Origin of the sequence: Mucilaginibacter sp. RCC_168, from assembly GCF_041355315.1 — a bacterium.
Lineage (GTDB): Bacteria > Bacteroidota > Bacteroidia > Sphingobacteriales > Sphingobacteriaceae > Mucilaginibacter.
Genome location: NZ_JBFUPN010000002.1, coordinates 114,187 through 133,859 on the forward strand (window position 1 = coordinate 114,187; position 19,673 = coordinate 133,859).

Consider the following 19,673-nt stretch of genomic DNA (forward strand, 5'->3'; position numbering starts at 1 on the left):
CTCACCACTCACCACTCACCACTCACCACTCACAACTCACAACTCACAACTCACAACTCACAACTCACCCCAGCGCTATCAGATCGCAGCTGCTGCCGGGCTCCTGCGGGGTGATGTATACGCCATTACTGATATGTACAGGGTTTACAAAATGCTGCTGCAAATGTGGTATATGTTCTAAAAACAAAGCTTCGTGCCCCATAGCAATATGGTTGAACAATACCAGATGCTGGTGCAGCTGCCCCATATCGCCCACGTGCGGTACAACCGGTACACCATATTTTTTGCATAACAGGCTTACGGTTATAAATTCGCTTACCCCGCCTACACGCACCGCATCCACCTGGATAAAGGAGGCGCAACCGGTTTGCAGGTAGTTTTTAAAAATGATCTTATTGGGCACATGTTCGCCCAGGGCCAGCTTTACCGGTGTCACGGCATCGGCCAGGGTTTTGTGGGCCAATACATCATCCGGATGGGTAGGTTCTTCTACCCAGTAAGGGTTCATGCCTTTAAATTTATTACAGATAGATATAGCCTGCGGCAAACTCCATTGCTGGTTGGCATCCAACATTACTTTCACGCTATCCCCGGCTACTTCGCGCACGATATGCGCCCTGCGGATATCCCTTTCCGGATCAACAGAACCCACTTTAAGTTTCATTGCGGTGAAACCTTCTTCCAGCGCTTTTTTACAATTTTCGCGCACTTTTTCGTCGGAATAGTTGAACCAACCAATAGAAGTATCATAGCCTGGATAGCCAGTTTGCAAAATATTTTCCCGTTGATGGCTGGTTGACCGTTGATTCGTCAGCATTTGGATGGCTTGCGCGTGGGTCAGTTCATCTTCCAGGTACGAAAGATCAAGCGTGGCCACGATTTGCTCGGGTGAAAGATCTGTCAGTAATTTCCATAAGGGAACGCCTCTCTTTTTGGCCCAAAGATCATAACAGGCATTGGTAACCGAAGCCAGGGCCAGATGTACCACACCCTTATGCGGCCCCAGCCAACGGAATTGCTGATCATTTGACAATTGGTTAAATAAGCGACCAAAATCGGCCATGGTCTCTTCAATATCTTTACCTGCCAGTTTGCTCGCATAATAATGGGCGGCCTTGCAAACCAGGTCGTTGCCTTCGCCAAGGGTAAAGGCAAAGCCTGTGCCTGTTAGTCCGCTATCGTCAAACAAACGGGTTACCGCATAGGAATAAACCGGGTTGGTATGTATAGCATCACTTCCGGCGCTACCGTCAAGGGCGTAGCGTACGTCTTCAACTTGAATATTTTTTATCATGTATTTTAGTTCTGTTTTAATTGGTTTGCCGATCGATAATACGGCGATAACCCAACTCGGCCCCGCCGCTTACGGGTAAAATACAGCCTGTAATAAAACGTGCCTGTTCAGATACCAGGAACAAACAGGCATCAGCCACTACATTACCTTCGGGGCAATACCCCAAAGCGTGTATACCATTCAGGTAATTTTCAATAGTGAGCGGATCGGGCTGCTGCTGGCTCCAGCTGCGTAGCATCGGCGTCCATACACCTGCTGGAGCAACCGCGTTCACCCGGATACCGTAAGAAGCGTAATCAAGCGCCATTGATTTGGTGAGTGCATTTACAGCCCCTTTGGTGGCGCTATATGCCGCGTGGATCTCCTGCCCTATCTCCCCAACAAGGCTGCTCGTATTCAAAATATTCCCCTTAGTTTTTTTGAGCTCATCAATACCAAAGCGGGTGGTGTTATAAATACCTTTTACATTCACATCAAATAGCCTATCCCATTCTTCAGCGGTAGTTTCATGTACAGTCTTTGAAGGATTTGATATACCAGCATTATTATGGATCACATCAATGTTACCAAAAACAGTCACCGTTTCGGCAATGGCCTGCTGCATATCGTAGGCTATGGAAACATCAGCTTTTATAAACAATATCCCGCCTGCGGATAGTTTTGCCTTTGCTTCCAAAATACTGGTTTCATTGTTGGAGATGATACTTAACCGGGCCCCGGCAGCGCTGTATACTTTGGCGCATTCCAGACCAATCCCCTCGGTTCCGCCGGTTAAAAAAATCACTTTGTTTTTGAGTAACATATATTTTTATAGTTAAATCAGTATCAGGTCAGCTACATCATGTGTGGCTTTTCAATACATCACTTCCTTAAAATTTATTAACAATACGGTTAATTGGTGCTTATAGAACAATTCAAAAGTAAAGCCCTATACTATTGTTTATAATAGGCAAAACATTTTTTTTAATGGATTATTCAACTAAAAACAAATAGATAAGTGTTGAATATTGGCAAAATGCTGTCACCAGTATACAATATGCCATATATGATTGTATTTGCAGATTGTTTTATCTATAATAGCATCATATATTACGTACAGATCTTTTGATGATGTAATATTCCACTATAAAACCAATTGTTACCTTCATGAACAGCAGCTTAAAAAGACGGGATGGCTTTATAGGGGAAAAGATGTTGGCTATTCCTCAAAAAATACTGCGGGAAGCGAAGGACAAAAACCCGGAGCTTTTCCGGATCTATATTACGTATATAGGTTACTTCCCAAAAGCAGCCGCGCATTACCGCGAGCGCCGGAAGGGGTGCGGAGATAATATCCTGATTTATTGCCTGCAGGGAAAGGGGCATTATATATTGGATAATAAACGCTATGAGGTAACATCAAACCAATTCATCATTATACCGGCTACGGATAAATACATCCGCTACTGGGCCGATAAGCACGATCCCTGGACAATTTATTGGGTACATTACACCGGCGAAAATATTCAAGCCCTTAACCAATCACTCAACCTAAATGCCAACAAGGGCCCTATACCCATACCTTTTAACGAAAAAGCCATTGAGATATGGCAAAACATTTATCAAACATTGGAAATGGGTTACAGCACAGAGAACCTGTGTAACGCCAGTTTTTGCCTGCACCATTTGATAGCTACATTTCTGTTTCCCCAGCGACATGTGCAAAATGACAAAGAGGAAGATGGTGATATCATTACCAAAACCATCAATAATATGCGCGGTAATATCAGTCAAAAGCTCACGGTAGAAGATATGGCCACCAGGCATAATTTATCGGTATCGCATTTTTCCAATATCTTCAGAAAAGCTACCGGCATGCCGCCCATTGATTATTTTATCCACTTAAAAATGCAAAGAGCCTGTCAGCTGCTTTATACTCATGATGATAAAATAAAAATAATAGCCACCACCCTTGGTTATGATGACCCTTATTACTTTTCGCGCATCTTTAAAAAGTACATTGGCTCATCGCCGGAGCAGTACCGGGTTACGGCAAAAAACACGGGATAACTTCAATTTGCTCAAACTGAAACGCCCTTTTTGGATATTATTTGTTTGTTATGTCTATGGCGATACCGACTCACCCCGACATCGCTGCGCTCGTCACCCCTCTCTCCGCTTCGCGCATAGAGGGGATTTCTTTCTTTTTTTCTTTCCCCTCTTTACGGCGAAGCCGGGGAGAGTGTGGTCCAGCGTAGCGTAGACCGATGAGTCTGCTCTGCCACTTGTTTTTAACCTTGTAGTTTATGGGCTATTACTCTCAAGAGAAGGGGTCAATGAATGAAATAATTATTACACCCGTGTCAATTTCACCGGAGCGGTGTGGTAAGCGTTCCATTGGCATACGTAAACATTTTTGTCCTCGTCAACACAAACATCATGGCCGTGCTGAAAAATTGGATTAACTGCCTGTAGAGTTTGCTGCAATACGCCATTCTTATAAACAGGTGCTGCTCCGCCGGGATTTGATACCACCTTGTTATTCGCATCCAATACAGTTACAAAACCCGAATAATCAAAACGTTTGCCGGCTGCATCTTTCGACCAGCATACGCCTGCGTAAATATTTTGCTCGTTGATCACCGCCCTGCAAACGTACATGCCCGGCATATCAATACGTTTAATGAATTTACCATCGAGTGTAAATACCTTAAAGCAGTTTTCCTCGCGCGAGGTACATATCAGTGTAGGGTTGTTTTTATCGCGGGTATCTACCGTTACGCCATGTGCATTCACCAGGTTATGATCTTTATTGGTATTGTGATGACCGCCAAAATGATTGATATATTGCCCTTTGCTATTATAATGGATAATATAATCGGAGCCATAACCATCGGCCACATAAATATCACCGTTGGGCGCTACAGCGGTCTCGGTTGGTTTAAAAGGCTCATCATCCTTATAAATACCAATGGTGCGCGGGTGGCCTATGGCAAATATCAGTTTACCATCGAGTGTGGTTTTCAACACCTGGCCTGATTGGCCATAGTTGTTACCCGTCCTGTCCAGGGCCCAGCCGCAATCGGTCAATAATAAAAAGTCCTCGCCTCCTTCATTGCTGATACTTAAACCATGACCACCAGGCAGCGATGTGCCCCAATAATCAAGCAGTTTGCCTGATTTATCAAATATCAGGATGTTGTTATGGGTATGGTCGCCCAGCATAATGAGGCGGCCTTTACTGTCCTGTACCATTTCGTGGCAATTGGCCAGCGGATTACTGTTCACGCTGATCTTCGCCCAGTTTTTATCGGCCTTGTAGGTAAACTCTCCCTGTCCGATGGTTTGGTCATTTGGTTTCATATCCTGATGTAATATAGCAAAACTTTTTGCGGGGGCGGCAGCAACCAGGGCGGATGCAATGGCCGAATTCTTTATAAAATTTCTTCTCGATTTCTCCATAGACTTATAATTGTTCTATTGTATGAACATAATGCTAAGGTAGTATATTTTATTTCAATTTTTAGATGCTTACGAACCCGAGAAAGAAATTATTTAGTCGACCCTCACCTGTATGACTTTTATAAAATGGGAAAGAGGTTTAAAAACTTGTTGTATTTTTCGCGGATATTTATAAACATAACCGGACGAACGCCTGGCACGTATAAATAACAGTGGGCGATGTAAATTTGATTGCATTTATCAACAGCTAATACATTTAATATATTCAAATTAAATATTTAGTTTTAAAAACTGATCACTATTAACCATACCAGGACTAACTGAATTGAATTATGGCGGGATTTGCGGCGCTTATTACCTTTATCTTATGTACACAACTGCGTAAAAACCTAAAACGTGATGGTATCAATTCGCCATGGTCGCAGTATTTGCTATATGCCATGTGTACCGCGGTCGCGCTTATGGCTATGAGCTTTAATTTTGATAGCAGGTGGATTTTTCAATTGTTTACTTACGTATTGGCTGCGGGTGTGGTGACCCTACCCTATACGGTAGAAGAATTTAAAGCGAACCGCTCTCTTGTTAACGCGGTGATCCCAATTGTAGCTGTTGGCTTTTTTACTTTTGCCTGCGAGCATTTATTCCCAAAACTTTACGAAAGTATCGACACTTTTATGGAGAGTGCCATATGGTTCGCGGTAATTTGGTTTTGTGCTATGTGGTTTATCAATCGCCGGCAAAACAAAGCATTGGAGATTGAGCGTACCAAGCGTCGAAACGAAGAAGAGCAGAACCGCATGATGGCTGCCATGAAAGTTAATCTGGAAAGCCAGGTGAGAGAGCGTACAGCGGAACTTACCCACCAAAAAGAAGAATTGCAGCAAGCCCTGGCCGAGCTGAAAAGCACCCAGGCCCAACTGGTACAACAGGAAAAAATGGCGTCGCTGGGCGAGCTTACCGCCGGTATAGCGCATGAAATACAAAACCCTTTAAACTTCGTTAATAACTTTAGCGAGGTAAGTATCGAATTACTGGATGAGCTTAAGGAGGATATTTTCACAAAGCTGCCCGATGATGCAAAGGAAGATGCGGATGACATCATCAATGATCTTACCCAAAATCTTTCTAAAATAAACCAGCATGGTAAACGTGCCGATGCCATTGTGAAAGGCATGCTGCAACATTCGCGTGCGTCAACCAGTAAAAAGGAACCTACCGATATTAATGCCCTTGCCGATGAGTATCTGCGTTTAAGCTATCATGGCCTGCGCGCTAAGGATAAATCATTTAACGCGGGCATGAGAACCAGTTTTGATGAAACCATTGGCAATGTAGATGCCATGGCGCAGGACCTGGGGCGGGTATTGCTTAACCTGTACAACAACTCGTTTTACTCCGTAGCAGAAAAGAAAAAATTGAAAGGTGAAGGTTATGAACCCATGGTAAATGTAACCACTAAACATGTAACATTGACCAATGGCCACAGTGCGGTTGAAATTACAGTAAGCGATAATGGTATGGGGATCCATCAAAAGGTTCTTGATAAAATATATCAGCCATTTTTCACCACCAAACCTACCGGACAGGGAACCGGCCTGGGTTTATCCATGAGCTATGATATTATTACCAAAGCCCATAATGGTGAACTGAAGGTAGATACCCAGGAAGGTGAGTACGCCAAATTTACTATCACCATACCTGTAAATGGGTAGAATTTGAGGCGGAAGGACTTTGGGAACAAAGATTTTTGGAACAAGGAACAAGGACTTGAAGAGTAAAGAATAAATTTTGATGATTTTTAAAATCACTAATTCACTAAATCACTAATTAAAATAATTCACTAATAAATTGAAAATACTTGTTGTTGATGATGAGGCCGATGTACAGCCATTATTTACCCAGCGTTTCCGAAAGGAGATCAAAAGCGGCGAAATGGCCTTTACATTCGCGTTATCTGGTGAAGAGGCCATGGGATATTTGGAACAAAACCACTCTGAGGTGATCCTTATTTTATCAGACATTAATATGCCGGGGATGAGCGGACTGGAGCTACTCAAAAACATCAGAAGCACTTATGAAAAACCGCCGCCGGTAGTGATGATGATAACCGCTTATGGCGATGATGAAAATTACAGACAATCCATGGATCTTGGGGCTAATGATTTTTTAACCAAGCCCCTTGATTTTAATACGCTTAAAGACAAACTAAAACATATAGAACAATAATGGCCAAGATACTGGTGGTTGATGACGAATCGGATCTAGAATTGCTCATCAAGCAGAAATTCAGAAAAAAGATCAGGGAAAAGGTATTTGATTTTGTATTTGCCCAGAATGGTTATGACGCGCTAAAAAAACTGGCCGAAGAGCCTGATATTGATGTGGTTTTAAGCGACATCAACATGCCCGAAATGGATGGGCTTACCCTGCTTACCAAGCTTCCGGAAGCTAATCCGATACTAAAAGCGGTTATGGTATCGGCCTATAGCGATATGGAAAATATCCGTACCGCCATGAACCGGGGTGCTTTTGATTTTGTATGCAAGCCCGTTAATTTCGACGATCTGGATATTACCATCGAAAAAACGTTGCTGCATGTTATCGAGCTTAAAAAAACCATGCAGGCCATCAAGGAGAATAACATATTGCGTATGTATGTTGATGAGAATGTTTTAAACTTTATGACTCACAAAGAGTTTGAAACCAGCCTGCTCTCTAACGAAACCATCGATGCAACCGTTCTGTTTATCGATATATGCGGCTTTACGGCCATATCAGAGCATGTGCCGGCCAACAATGTGGTAAGCCTGATTAACAAGCTGTTTGATGTAATGGTGAAAGAGATCATAGCGCAAAACGGGCATATCGATAAATTTATGGGCGATGCCGTGATGGCGGTTTTCCGTGGCGAATATCACCTCGACCGTGCTATTGATGCAGCCCTTGCCGTACGCGAAAAAATGCACACCGCCGAAGCCATAGTTTATGGCGATAAAACTTTTAAGCCAGAGGTCTCTATAGGCATCAACTCGGGCGAAATGATCTCAGGTAATATCGGTTCAGCTTCGTTAAAACGGTTGGATTATACCGTAATTGGCGATGCCGTTAATTTGGCACAGCGCTTACAGTCAGTAGCACAGCCCAATCAGATCATTGTTACCGAAGAGGTTTACGAAAAAGCAAAAGAATCATTCGAACTCAACAAAATTGGCGAAGTAAGCCTAAAAAACAAAGCCAAGCCTGTGGAGATATACGAGGTGGTTTCTTAGAATAGTATCCAGTTTAGTATCAAGTAGTTAGTATCAAGTATCACGACAGTTGCATCTAAATAATTATCAAATGCCTCAAAAAAATAAATCTTGATACTTGATACTAACTACTTGATACTAAAAAAAATCAATGTTCCCTAACCCGCTTCTTCAATACCCCGCCAGCTGCTTCCTTGATGCTGTTAGTAAACACGAAGGCTTTGGGGTCGATGCTGTGCACCAGGTTTTTTAACCGGCGTACCTCAAAGCGGGTTATTACGGTAAAAATAATATCAACCGGCTGGTGAACATCAAAACTCTCTTTCAGAAAACCACGTTCGCCTTTATAAATGGTAATGCCCCTGCCCAGTTCCATCACCAGTTTTTCTTTGATGATCTCGCTTTGGCCGGATATAATGTTCACAGCTGTGTATTCTTCCAGACCATCAATCACAAAGCTGATGGTTCGAGAAGCGGTATAATAAGTTAAGATGGAATATAATGCAGTTGGCAAGCCAAGCTTAAAGGCCGCTATTAAGAATATGATGATATTGATACCCAGGATGATCTCGCTGATGGTGAAGCTGCTTCGTTTTAAGGTATAAAGTGCCAGTATTTCGATACCATCCAACGCGCAACCGCCACGGATAGACAAGCCCACGCCCAGGCCCATGAACACACCACCGAATATGGATACCAGTAGCTTGTCAGACGTAATAACAGGGTATGGTACATAGTGCAGGCAAATCCCCAACGCAACTACACAGGCAAAGGTTTTAAGCGCAAAGGACTTATTAACCTGGAACATCCCCATAATAATGAAGGGAATATTGGCCACCACGATAACAAAAGCGATGTTGAAATGGTATAATTCATGTATGAGCAGGGATATACCGGTAACACCGCCATCAAAAAAACTGTTGGGCACCAAAAAGCCCTTTAGCGCAAAACCGCAAAATAATATCCCGATTGCTACCGTTACTACGTCCTTAATTATTTCGGGTAAACTGTGTTCCGCTTTGGTCATGAATTATATTTTAAACTGTTCTTTTTATGATCTCTTCCAGGTGCTGCTGCTTAACAGGGCCGCGCTTTTCGATAGCTGTTTTGGTAAAATAATGATGGTTTTTCAGAAAAACGATCTGCAGCTTATCCCAGTCCAGTTCATTTTTCAAACCATCGGTTATTACAAGTTCCGAAAATAGCTTTTTACTGAGTACAAAAAAATCATTCCGCCCTAAATAATCCAAATCGGCATCACAAATAATTTCCCCTAAATGGTCATGTGGCGTTTGCGGCATTTTGGTGGCCATAATAATATCGCATATCTGGTCGATATTTTCTGTGGTGTAACCAAAATCAGGCAGATACAAACGGGCATTATCGCATGATTTGCTTTCGTGATCTTTTTGTCCCGATAAAAAGCCCGAATCATGAAACAATGCGGCAGTAAGCAGTAATTGGGTTTCATGATCGCCTATCCCCTCACTTAACGCCAATTGTTTCGATGCGGTGTATACATCCACAGCATGATCGGCATTGTGATAATGAAAACATTCAGGAAGCTCTTCTTTTAGTTTATCCAGTATAAATTGCCTGGCCTGTTCAATCTGCATCTGTGGTTAAAATTGATCGCTAATATAATAATTTGCCTTATTGGGAGACGCATATTTGTGTATCCCAATAGCAGAATCAACTAAAAAGCCTGCTGATCACTTGAGTTTCAGCAGGCTTTTTTATAATGCTTTAACAGCTTACATTTTAAGCGTTAGGTTAAGTGTAAACCGGGTTGGATTTTGCGGCGCTAAACGAAACGACCAGTATTTTTCGTTAGTCAAATTATCAAATTTTACACCAATGCGGTATTTAGGCTGATCGTAAAATGCCGTGGCATCTATGGTAGTGTATGATGGTATAGTGAACTTAAATGTTGCCGTATTGGTTTGGTACGATGAGCTGCCGTAATTACCGCCTACACCAAAACCTAAACCTTCTACCATACCATTGGTAATGCGGTAGCTTGCCCATAAATTAGCCAGGCGGGCAGGGCCCGATGCTGCGGGACGTAAACCTTGTAAACCTGTGCCCGGCGCGGCACTGGTTATTTTACTGTTATTATAAGCAAAACCACCCACAATGTTAAAGCCGGCAAACGGATTGGCTATCAGTTCGGCCTCGATACCTTTACTTAACTGGGTACCTGCCTGGGTCGAAAATCCCGGATGTGCCGGGTCATCCATGGTGGTGTTGGTTACCGAAATATCATAGTAGCTAATAGTTGAGCTGATCTTATGATCCCAAACATCAACTTTTATACCGCCTTCCCATTGGTTGGCGTATTGCGGTTTAAACGGCGTATTGTCAAAGCTGGTAGCTGTAACATTATTAAAACCGTTCATATAGTTACCAAACAACGATACCTTGTCTTTAACCAACTGGTAAACCAAACCAAATTTTGGCGACCATGCCGTTTGATTAAAATTACCAGTAGTTTTACCATCCGCAGGAGTATAAGCACCTTTGTTTATAAAACGGTCAATACGGATACTGGCCATGGCGTTCAACTTATCAGTAATATTAAAAACATCCGATACATAGGCGGCATATGAACTCTGGTTATTTTGAACATAATCACCCGGTTTTGGGGCCTGAGCCGCAATGAGTGCCGAAACTTTCTCAGGGGTATAATTATTATAAGCAGCGCCAGGTGTTTTGTAATTGATCAGTGGCATACTTACAACAACATTCGTATTGTTGCTTTTTTGATTGTAGTACTCAAAACCGGTAACGATACGGTTGCGGAATTTACCTATTTTAAAATCGCCAATAAAATTCTGTTGAACATTGGTGATATAGTAGGGATAATCTTCTTTAGTTACCTGCCGTCTGATCGCTGTATCAGCTATGGTCATCGCCGTAACATAGCCCTTGGTTGTAGAAAAGGTTTTGTTGAACATGGTTTGTGATTTCCAGCTATCAGAGATCTTGTAATTAACCAATCCATAAATATCAATTTGACGGCTCTGGTAATCGAGGTTGTTATTGGCAAAGGAACGTTTATAATCTATACCCAGATCTTTAATATTGTATATTTTAGCTTTAGGGTCTGGTGCCAGGCGGTAAGCAGATGTAGCACTGCCGTTACCTATCTCCGCGTCAACATCAACAGATAAACGGTCATTAATAATATAAGTGATGCTTGGCGCTACAAAAAAACTGCGGTTATAGCCGGCATCCTGAAAGCTGTGCTCCGTGTGCAGGGCGGTATTAACACGAAATAATAATGTTTTATCCTGGTTCAATGGCGTATTTACATCAGCGGTTAAGCGATTAAGGTCGAAACTGCCTGTATTGTAGCTTATTTCGGTACGCGGCGTACCAAAAGGCTGCTTGGTGACACGGTTAAACAAACCGCCAAATGAGGCTAAGCTACTGTTAAACAGTGTGCCTGTGGGCCCTTTGATAGCTTCAATTTTTTCAATATCGGCAGGGTCAATAGCATTAAAGTTATAGCCGGCTACACTGTTACGGATAAAGTTACCTGTAGTAAATCCACGGGATAAAAGCGTGGTGCGCCCGTTGTTGTATACCAATGGCACACCTGTACCAGGGATATTTTTAAAGCCATCCACATAGCTGGTTACCACCTGCTCTTTCATCAGTTCGCTGGTTACTACGCTGTATACTTGCGGGTTCTCCAGGTTTTTAAGTGGCAAACGGGCCACATCTTCCGTTTCCTTTTTCAGGAATTTATTGGTTTTATGACCCTTTACACTCACTTCCTGTAAGTTTTTACTATCATCTTCCAGTATAAATTCGGCAACAGCCTCGGTGTTTTCTGCAACGGTAATCTGCTGCGATTTGGTGGTTGAACCTACAAATGAAGCTACCAAGGTATAAGTACCCGGTTTTACCCTTTTAAAGTTGAAACGACCATTTACACTGGTCATGGTGCGCTGATTGGTTTCCTTGATCAGCAGGGTAGCCAGGCCTATAGGTTCGTTATCGCCGGTTTTAACGATACCTTTTATGCTGCCTGTTTGTGTTTGTGCCGATGCAGAACCGGTATTCAGGCAAAGTGTTAAAAATATAGAGAATATGAAACCGAATGCGGGAGGGTGATTTTTTCGTAAAAATTGCGTCATGGCTTTGGAATAAATTGCATTAAGGGTCAATAGTTATATATGTTTAAACCGATAGCGGTTCAATGGCGCAAAGTTATTTTTATTTAGAATAAATCCAAATAAAAATACTGATACATTTTTATTATAATCAGCTAAAAATTCAGCTTGAGTTTAGCCCCATATACCAGGCTATTGTGTGAACACATCTTTTTGATACCTCCGAGGGGTTGAATGTCGGTAGAAATAGGGTTAAAAAATTTACGTGCCGTAGGTTACGTCAATCTTAACCTTCCTGGTTAGTGTAGTACCTACGGCACTAAAAAGGCGGGATTTTATTATTTCTACCGACATATTGCTCCTCTGGAGCAGCTTTTCAAAATTATGAGTTCGTCAAAAAGATGTGCCCGCATCGTACCCTATACCAGAAGATATTTTGCCTTATAAAAACTATATTAGCCCAATGAATAGCTGGTTCAAAAATTACAAGGGCATTATCATGCTCATGATCGGTATTATAGCGGGCAGTATAGCCGGTTTATTTTTGGGCAAAAAAGTGGAGCTCATTAAACCTATCGGCGATATTTTCCTGAACCTATTATTCACAGCGGTAGTACCATTGGTGTTTTTTGCCATCGCATCGGCCATTGCCGGGCTCGATGGGTCAAAACGCCTTGGTCGCTTATTAGGTATTACTTCCGTGGTATTTGTTGGCACGGTGCTGGTAGCTGCCATTATCACCATTATCGCCACATGGATATTTCCAATCCATCAGCATTTGGTTGCCAGTCCCATCACTGAAACCATCGTCAAAAAACCCTTTGGTGATCAGCTTACCCAGCTATTTACCACCAGCGAGTTTTATGAACTGCTCTCCCGGAAAAGTATGCTGGCCGCTATTATATTTTCGATACTGATAGGCTTTGCCACTTTACGTTCGGGTGAAAAGGGAGCATCCTTTGCCCGTTTTTTACATAGTGGTAACGAGGTGTTTAAAAATATATTTATCCTGATCATGAAATTGGGGCCCATTGGTTTGGGGGCATACTTTGCTTACCAGGTTGGGGTATTCGGCCCGCAATTGTTTGGTGGTTATGCACGTTCCATGGGCTTATACTATGGTGTAGGGGCGTTTTACTTTGTAGTGATATTTAGTCTGTATGCTTTTATAGCCGGTGGTGTAAACGGCATAAAAAAGTACTGGCGCAACAACATTATCCCATCGGCAACGGCTGTGGGTACCTGTAGCAGCATAGCTACGATACCCGCCAATTTGGATGCCGCTAAAAAAATAGGCATCCCGGATGTTATTGCCAATGTAACCATCCCACTGGGCGGTACCCTGCATAAGGATGGCTCAAGTATCTCCTCCATCGTAAAAATGGTGGTGGTTTTTGCACTGTTCGGCAAAAGCTTTAATAGCGCCGATACTATTGCCCTGGCCCTGGGCATGACGGTACTGGTAAGCCTGGTTGAAGGGGGTATACCTAATGGAGGTTACATCGGAGAACTGTTATTTATATCGGCTTATGGATTTCCGCCCGAGGCACTCCCTCCTGCCATGATCATTGGCACCCTGGTTGATCCCATGGCTACCTTATTAAACGCTACCGGTGATACAGTTGCCGCTATGCTGGTAACCCGTTTTAGCGAAGGTAAAAACTGGCTTAATAAGGCCGAATAGCCATCCTTCAGAGCGTCATCCAAACATCGTTTATTTAGTAGCCCCGAATAATTATATTTGAGCTGTACGTAAATTCGCACTCAAAATCCCTTGGATCATCATGTTGCATATATTATACATCGTTGCCATTATTGCCGAAGCCATGACAGCCGCCTTATCAGCCGGAAGGCGTAATATGGATTGGGTAGGTGTTTGTATTATTGCCTGGGTTACCGCGCTGGGCGGAGGCACTGTACGCAATATTTTATTTAACCATTACCCCATGAGCTGGGTTGAACACCCGGAATACCTGCTCATAACAGCCGGGGCAGCTATATTGGCTGCTATCATCGCCTCGTTAATGACCAAGCTCAAAAAGCTATTCTTATATCTTGATGCACTGGGTTTGGTGGTATTCACCATTATAGGCTGCCAGATAGCGCAGCAAATAAACCTCCCTCCCATTATTGTAATGTTCAGCGGCATGATCACCGGCTGCGCGGGCGGGGTGCTTCGTGATGTTTTATGTAATGATATCCCACTGCTGTTTCATAAAGAGATTTATGCCAGTGCCTCTATAGTTACCGGCGCGGCTTATTTAGGCATAGAATATCTGGGCGGTAGTTCTGAGCTTGCCATAGTACTGGCATGTATTATTGGTTTGGCATTACGCCTGTTATCTATCCGTTATAACTGGCAGATGCCCAAATTTGTTTACAACGAAGAATGGCATTAAACAAAGAAGCCCTCCGAAAATGGAGGGCTTCTTTGTTGTTCTGAAAATGTTATTACCAACCTGTATTTTGGGTTAGCTTACTGTTTGTCGCTATCTCACGCTGCGGGATTGGCCACAAGTAATATTGATCTTTCATGGTAACCCCCTGTTCGTTTGCAGTAGAGGTTGCCGGACCAAAAGTGTTGTTCTTAACATCATATATCTGATGGGTCCGCTGGATATCGAAATATGCTTTGTTTTCATAAGCCAGTTCATGATAGCGTTCTTTCCAGATAGCTACGCGGAACTGATCTTTTGTTAAACCGCTTAATGGTGCCAGATTTGCGCGGGCACGTATCTGGTTAACCGCATCGTAAGCATCAGCGGTGGGGCCATTTACTTCATTTGATGCTTCAGCATAAATCAGCATGGCTTCCGGCAAGCGTAAAAGCGTCCAGTTTTCATCGCATTTGCCACTATTAGCCGTACCTGGTACCGAGCTTTCAACCTGGAAATATTTATACAGGCAGTGCTCTCCAAAAATGATCGTATCAGCAGGATTATTAGCATCCGGGTATTTAGAAAAATAGAATTGCTTTTCCTCTGTACGTTTATCCCCGGCTTCATAACTGGCAAAGAAAGCGTTTGTCGGGATCATTGCTCCCAGGTGATCCCCATAAGCACCGACCTGTAAGTTGAAAGGCACCGTTAATTGAGTTATAGCATTAGTAGCCACACCTACCAGGTACTGACTTTGGAAGATCAGTTCGCCCTGATTTTTGTGCGGATTGTCATGCAAATAAGCATAATCTGTAAACAGTGTATACAAAGGCAGTACCTGTTTGGCTTCATCAGCAGCTTTCTGGTAGTTTTCTGTTTTTTGCAAAGGATAACCGGCCATGGTTAAATAAACACTCGAAAGCAAGGTGTGTACCGCGCCTAATGATACCTTACCTGTTTGATCGGTATTAGGCAAACCAGATTGCTCTGCAGCAAGCAGATCACTAACGATCAGATCATATACCTGTGCCTGTGGTGTACGGGCCGGGTATAAAAGCGGACTTGACAGATCAACTGGCTGGGTTATCAAAGGAACATCGCCGTATAACCTTACCAGGTGATAATAGTAAAAGGCCCTCAAAAAGTAAACCTCACCTAATAACGACTTTTTAACGGTAGCATCCATACTGATAGCCGGAATGCGCGCAAGAGCAAGGTTGGCTTCTTCAATAGCCGTATAACAACTTTTCCAAACGGTTTCAAAACCCGGGTTGGTTGGGTCTGTATTCTCGTTTATTACTTTTTTATTATTTACACTTTGCCCCAATGTGGTGGTATGCCCGGCAAAAAGCTCCAGTGTAATAAACGGGGCTTCACCATATGCGTCTCCATTTTGAAAAAAGTAAAGACCATAATTGATATTGTTAATATACCCCCCATAAATGCCGTTCACAAAAGTACGGGCCTGGTTGGCAGTGGTAAAATAATTTTCCTGTGTAAAGTTGCTGCGGTTATCTTCATCAAGATATTTTTTGCAACCAGATACACTTGCTATAACGATCAGCGCTGAAAGACCGATCCTGTATTTTTTTAAATTAAATTTCATAATTATACGTATTGAGGTATTTAATTAAAAACTTGCATTTAAACCCAATAAGAAGGTTCTTGGCTTTGGATAATCGTAAAATTGTATACCCTGGGTAAAGTTACTGCTGCTGTTATAGGTTGAAGTTTCAGGATCATACCCGGTATATTTGGTGATCAGGAACAGGTTTTGTCCTTGTGCATATACCCTTAAACGACTCAGTTTTATTTTCTTAACCAGATTATCCGGGAAATTATAGCCTAAGGTTACATTACGGCCGCGGATGAAGCTACCGCTCTCCACTTTAGTTGAGTAGATCTCTGTTTGATAATAAACATACGCCGGACGATCCTGTGCTATACTGGTGTTTTGGTTAGTAGGCGTCCATGCGTTTAACACAGTAGCATAACTGTTAGCCTGACCAGTACGGTCCTGACCAGAGTGGCGGGTTAAGTTCATGATCTGGTTGCCATAGTTAAACTGCAACTCGATACCCAGGTCAAACGCTTTATAACGGAATGTGTTGCTAAACGTTCCATAACCGGATGGTGTTGATTTACCCAGGATCTGTTTATCGGCAACCGTGATCTTACCATCGCCGTTGGTATCCTGAATTTTTAAATCTCCTGGCAACAGGTTGTATTTGGCTGCTTCGGCGGCCTCTGCAGTACCCCAGGTACCTAACACTTTATAGCCATAAAAAACACTGGCCGGCTGACCAACACGTAGTAAGTTAAACTGTGAAAGGAATGTTGGGTCAAGGAAAATGTCATCATTTGCCTCCCCTAAATGCAATATCTTGTTTTTCAGGAAGGAAATATTAAATGTCGAATTCCAGCTAAAATTATCCGTTTTAATGTTAACCGTGTTTAACGTTAACTCAATACCTTTATTTTCAAGACTACCAATGTTTTTATATACACTGTTAAATCCGCTGGTTTCAGGTAGTGGTGCATTTAACAACAACGCTTTGGTTTTTTTGTAATAAGCATCAGCGTCAAGGGTAATCCTGTTATTCAATACACCAAATGATAAACCAAAGTTATACTCCGAAGTTTTTTCCCATTGCAGATCCGGATTGCCTGGGCTGCCGATATCAATTACCGTTGCCGAGTTACGGTTGCCACCAAACGGATAGCTGCCTATAGGCAACGACGCTTGTGATCTGTACTGACCAATTTCGGAGTTACCGGTTAATCCATAACTAAATCTAAGTTTCAGATCGGAAATGGTTTTGTTATCCTTCATGAAATCTTCCTGAGAAACACGCCAGGCCAATGCCGCTGATGGGAAGAAACCATATTTTTTACCTGTACCAAAACGCGATGAACCATCTTCACGACCGGTAACTGTTAACAAATACTTGTCTTTATAACCATAGTTCACTCTCGCAAAATAGGATTGGATCTGCCACGAATAATAGCCAGAAGCCGGTGTACCCGGTACCGATCCTGCACCGAGGTTATTAAATTGAAAATAATTATCTGCTAAACCCGATGTTGATGAGCCAACACTCAACTCATTAAAGTTTTGCCTTTCTGTACCCAAAACAACATTTAATGAATGTATTTTATTAAACGTTTTGTTATAGGTAAAGTGATTTTCCCACTGCCAGAAAGTATCATTATATTCATTTATAGAAGCCGAGCTATTGCTTTGATCTGCCGTTGCCCCACCTACTAAACCACTCTGAAAATGTGGGTTGTAATTGGCCTGCGTAGTAACACCTAATGTACTGCGGAACTCCAGGCCCGGTGCAAGGTTTAAGTTTAAATAACCATTACCGCTAAATACGCGTTTTCTATAAAGGTTTTCTATTTCATTAGCCTGCGCAACCGGGTTATCGCCACCTTCCATGTTTGGATAGTCGGTTCTTTTACCGTAAGTGCCATCCGGGTACCTTATAGGCACAATCGGAATCATCTCAATAAGCATACGCGGGATGTTGTTACCACCTGTTCCGTCATCTGCGGTACGCTGTTCCGAGCTGTTATAGTTAATAGTAGCGCCAACTTTTAACCACGGTTTTACCTGGTGATCAATTGTTAAGCGGGCATTATAGCGTCTTTGATAACTATTCAATATAATACCTTCATCATCGGCATAATTCAGGAACAAGCCGTAGGTAAGGTTGTCAGAACCGCCGGTAAATGTAACGTTGTGGTTTTGACTATAGGCTGTCCGGGTGGTAGCTTTTTGCCAATCCACATCATACAGCGGATTCAGGTTCTGATCAAACAACTTACCGATCAGCGCGGTACGGATCTTTTTAGGATCATCATCAACATATTTGCCTGCAGCCCAGCCGGTAGGATCATATTTAGGGATGTTGGCATATGACTGATCTTCAACTGATAAAAACTCCTTGGAATTTAATACGGGAAGTTCTTTGGCCATGTAGCTGATACTTCCATAAGCATCATAGCTTACAGAACCACCTTTTTTACCGCGTTTGGTAGTCACTAAAATTACACCATTAGCACCACGGGTACCGTATATAGCTGTTGAGGAAGCGTCTTTCAGTACGTCGATAGTTTCAATATCATTTGGGTTAAGGGATGCACCACCTGCGGTCCACACCACCCCATCCACTACGTATAACGGATCTGTGGCCGCATTAATTGAGCTGTAGCCACGTATCCGGATCTTGGTTTCACCACCCGGTGCACCGGAGTTTGTTGATACGTTAACACCGGCAATTTTACCTGCGAGTTCCTGTTCCACGTTAATCGCGGGACGCTCCTGTAACCCTTTGGCGCTTACACTACCTACAGAGCCGGTAAGGTCAACTCTCTTTTGGGTACCGTAACCTACTACCACCACTTCGCTTAACGCTTTTGGACTTTCAACAAGCTTTACATCAAGCTGAGCTTTATTGGCGATAGGCACTTCCTGTGTCACATAACCAACAAAGCTAAACACAAGGGTTCCGTTGGCATCGGGCGCGTTTAAAGTATACTTACCGTTCACATCGGTAACTACCCCCACGTTTGAACCCTTCACCCTGACACTTACACCGGGAAGAGGACCTTTATCATCACTCACTGTACCCTGCACCTTAAAGGCCGCCGTGGGAGCGGTTGGTGCATCAGCATCTTTCTTTTTAACTACAATGGTTTCCTCGAATATCTTGTACGTTAAAGGCTGATCCTTAAAACACTGATCAAGTGCTTCCTGCAGCGTAGCGTTCGATACTTCAACATTTATTCCGCCTGCATGGGATACATCCTTTTTATCATATAAGAAATGATAGCCGGTTTGTTTTTCAATTGCTTTCAGAACTTTTTCAACTGTAGTGTTCTTTTGATGCAAGGTCACTATCTGACTAAAACTTTTTGCGCTTACATTGGTAAGGGCTACAATTATAATAACAGCCGTTAGCTTCATAGCCAGTATTATTTTGGATAATTGAGACCATGCCAAAGGCGTAGCCTTAGAATTAAAATTCATAAGTTTGTTGTGTTTGGGTTAAACATTAAATTCAATTCGTTGATTGCATTTTTCTGGGACCCAGATAGTTTGGCCGGGAAAGTGCAGCGAACACTTCCCGGTTTTTTTATCTATATGTCTGTATCTGGATTTCTGCCGTGTGAATTATACGGGCAG

14 protein-coding genes are annotated in these 19,673 nt (G+C 42.7%); 6 read left to right on the top strand and 8 right to left on the bottom strand.

The genetic code is table 11. The features are described from left to right. Window positions 1-64: 64 nt before the first annotated feature. Together AB6735_RS01915 and AB6735_RS01920 are read right to left on the bottom strand one after the other, a co-directional pair. Window positions 65-1,294 (bottom strand): enolase C-terminal domain-like protein, encoded by a 1,230-nt coding sequence (locus tag AB6735_RS01915; RefSeq protein ID WP_370994126.1) that lies wholly within the window; start codon window positions 1,292-1,294, stop codon window positions 65-67. A gap of 16 nt (window positions 1,295-1,310) precedes the next feature. After that, window positions 1,311-2,096, bottom strand: a complete 786-nt coding sequence (locus AB6735_RS01920) for an SDR family NAD(P)-dependent oxidoreductase (protein WP_370994127.1) — start codon at window positions 2,094-2,096, stop codon at window positions 1,311-1,313. A gap of 344 nt (window positions 2,097-2,440) precedes the next feature. Here AB6735_RS01920 and AB6735_RS01925 point away from each other — a divergent pair, with 344 nt between their 5' ends. Beyond that, the gene (locus AB6735_RS01925) at window positions 2,441-3,343 is read left to right on the top strand and encodes an AraC family transcriptional regulator (protein ID WP_370994128.1); all 903 of its coding nucleotides are present in this window, start codon (window positions 2,441-2,443) and stop codon (window positions 3,341-3,343) included. A gap of 282 nt (window positions 3,344-3,625) precedes the next feature. On the opposite strand, the gene AB6735_RS01930 is transcribed toward AB6735_RS01925, so the two are convergent. After that, window positions 3,626-4,735, bottom strand: coding sequence for a twin-arginine translocation signal domain-containing protein (locus AB6735_RS01930; RefSeq protein WP_370994129.1), 1,110 nt, complete (start codon window positions 4,733-4,735; stop codon window positions 3,626-3,628). Window positions 4,736-5,067: 332 nt separating this feature from the next. On the opposite strand from AB6735_RS01930, the gene AB6735_RS01935 reads away from it, so the two are divergent. The 3 genes from AB6735_RS01935 (at window position 5,068) to AB6735_RS01945 (ending at window position 8,004) form a co-directional block, all read left to right on the top strand. After that, window positions 5,068-6,447: a sensor histidine kinase gene (locus AB6735_RS01935; RefSeq protein WP_370994130.1), complete on the top strand. Its 1,380-nt coding sequence runs from the start codon at window positions 5,068-5,070 to the stop codon at window positions 6,445-6,447. A gap of 136 nt (window positions 6,448-6,583) precedes the next feature. After that, window positions 6,584-6,961, top strand: coding sequence for a response regulator (locus AB6735_RS01940; RefSeq protein ID WP_370994132.1), 378 nt, complete (start codon window positions 6,584-6,586; stop codon window positions 6,959-6,961). Continuing rightward, window positions 6,961-8,004, top strand: a complete 1,044-nt coding sequence (locus tag AB6735_RS01945; protein ID WP_370994133.1) for an adenylate/guanylate cyclase domain-containing protein — start codon at window positions 6,961-6,963, stop codon at window positions 8,002-8,004. The genes AB6735_RS01940 and AB6735_RS01945 overlap by 1 nt, the downstream gene beginning before the upstream one ends. Before the next feature lie 127 nt (window positions 8,005-8,131). Here AB6735_RS01945 and AB6735_RS01950 read toward each other — a convergent pair whose 3' ends face one another. From AB6735_RS01950 to AB6735_RS01960, 3 genes are all read right to left on the bottom strand, one after another. Continuing rightward, window positions 8,132-9,010, bottom strand: a complete 879-nt coding sequence (locus AB6735_RS01950; RefSeq protein WP_370994134.1) for a YitT family protein — start codon at window positions 9,008-9,010, stop codon at window positions 8,132-8,134. A 10-nt stretch (window positions 9,011-9,020) separates the two neighbouring features. Continuing rightward, window positions 9,021-9,599 carry a hypothetical protein gene (locus AB6735_RS01955; RefSeq protein WP_370994135.1) on the bottom strand — a complete coding sequence of 193 codons (579 nt, stop codon included), beginning with the start codon at window positions 9,597-9,599 and terminating at the stop codon, window positions 9,021-9,023. A 138-nt stretch (window positions 9,600-9,737) separates the two neighbouring features. Beyond that, window positions 9,738-12,128, bottom strand: a complete 2,391-nt coding sequence (locus AB6735_RS01960; protein WP_370994136.1) for a TonB-dependent receptor domain-containing protein — start codon at window positions 12,126-12,128, stop codon at window positions 9,738-9,740. Between the two features lie 439 nt (window positions 12,129-12,567). Here AB6735_RS01960 and AB6735_RS01965 point away from each other — a divergent pair, with 439 nt between their 5' ends. Together AB6735_RS01965 and AB6735_RS01970 are read left to right on the top strand one after the other, a co-directional pair. After that, window positions 12,568-13,788, top strand: a complete 1,221-nt coding sequence (locus AB6735_RS01965) for a dicarboxylate/amino acid:cation symporter (protein ID WP_370994137.1) — start codon at window positions 12,568-12,570, stop codon at window positions 13,786-13,788. A gap of 100 nt (window positions 13,789-13,888) precedes the next feature. After that, on the top strand, window positions 13,889-14,503 hold the full coding sequence (locus AB6735_RS01970) for a trimeric intracellular cation channel family protein (RefSeq protein ID WP_370994138.1): 615 nt from the start codon (window positions 13,889-13,891) through the stop codon (window positions 14,501-14,503). Window positions 14,504-14,555: 52 nt separating this feature from the next. Here the strand turns inward: AB6735_RS01970 and AB6735_RS01975 are convergent, their stop codons facing one another. Then, window positions 14,556-16,088, bottom strand: coding sequence for a RagB/SusD family nutrient uptake outer membrane protein (locus AB6735_RS01975; protein ID WP_370994139.1), 1,533 nt, complete (start codon window positions 16,086-16,088; stop codon window positions 14,556-14,558). 24 nt (window positions 16,089-16,112) lie between these two features. After that, window positions 16,113-19,517, bottom strand: coding sequence for a TonB-dependent receptor (locus AB6735_RS01980; protein WP_370994140.1), 3,405 nt, complete (start codon window positions 19,515-19,517; stop codon window positions 16,113-16,115). Between the last annotated feature and the right edge of the window lie 156 nt (window positions 19,518-19,673).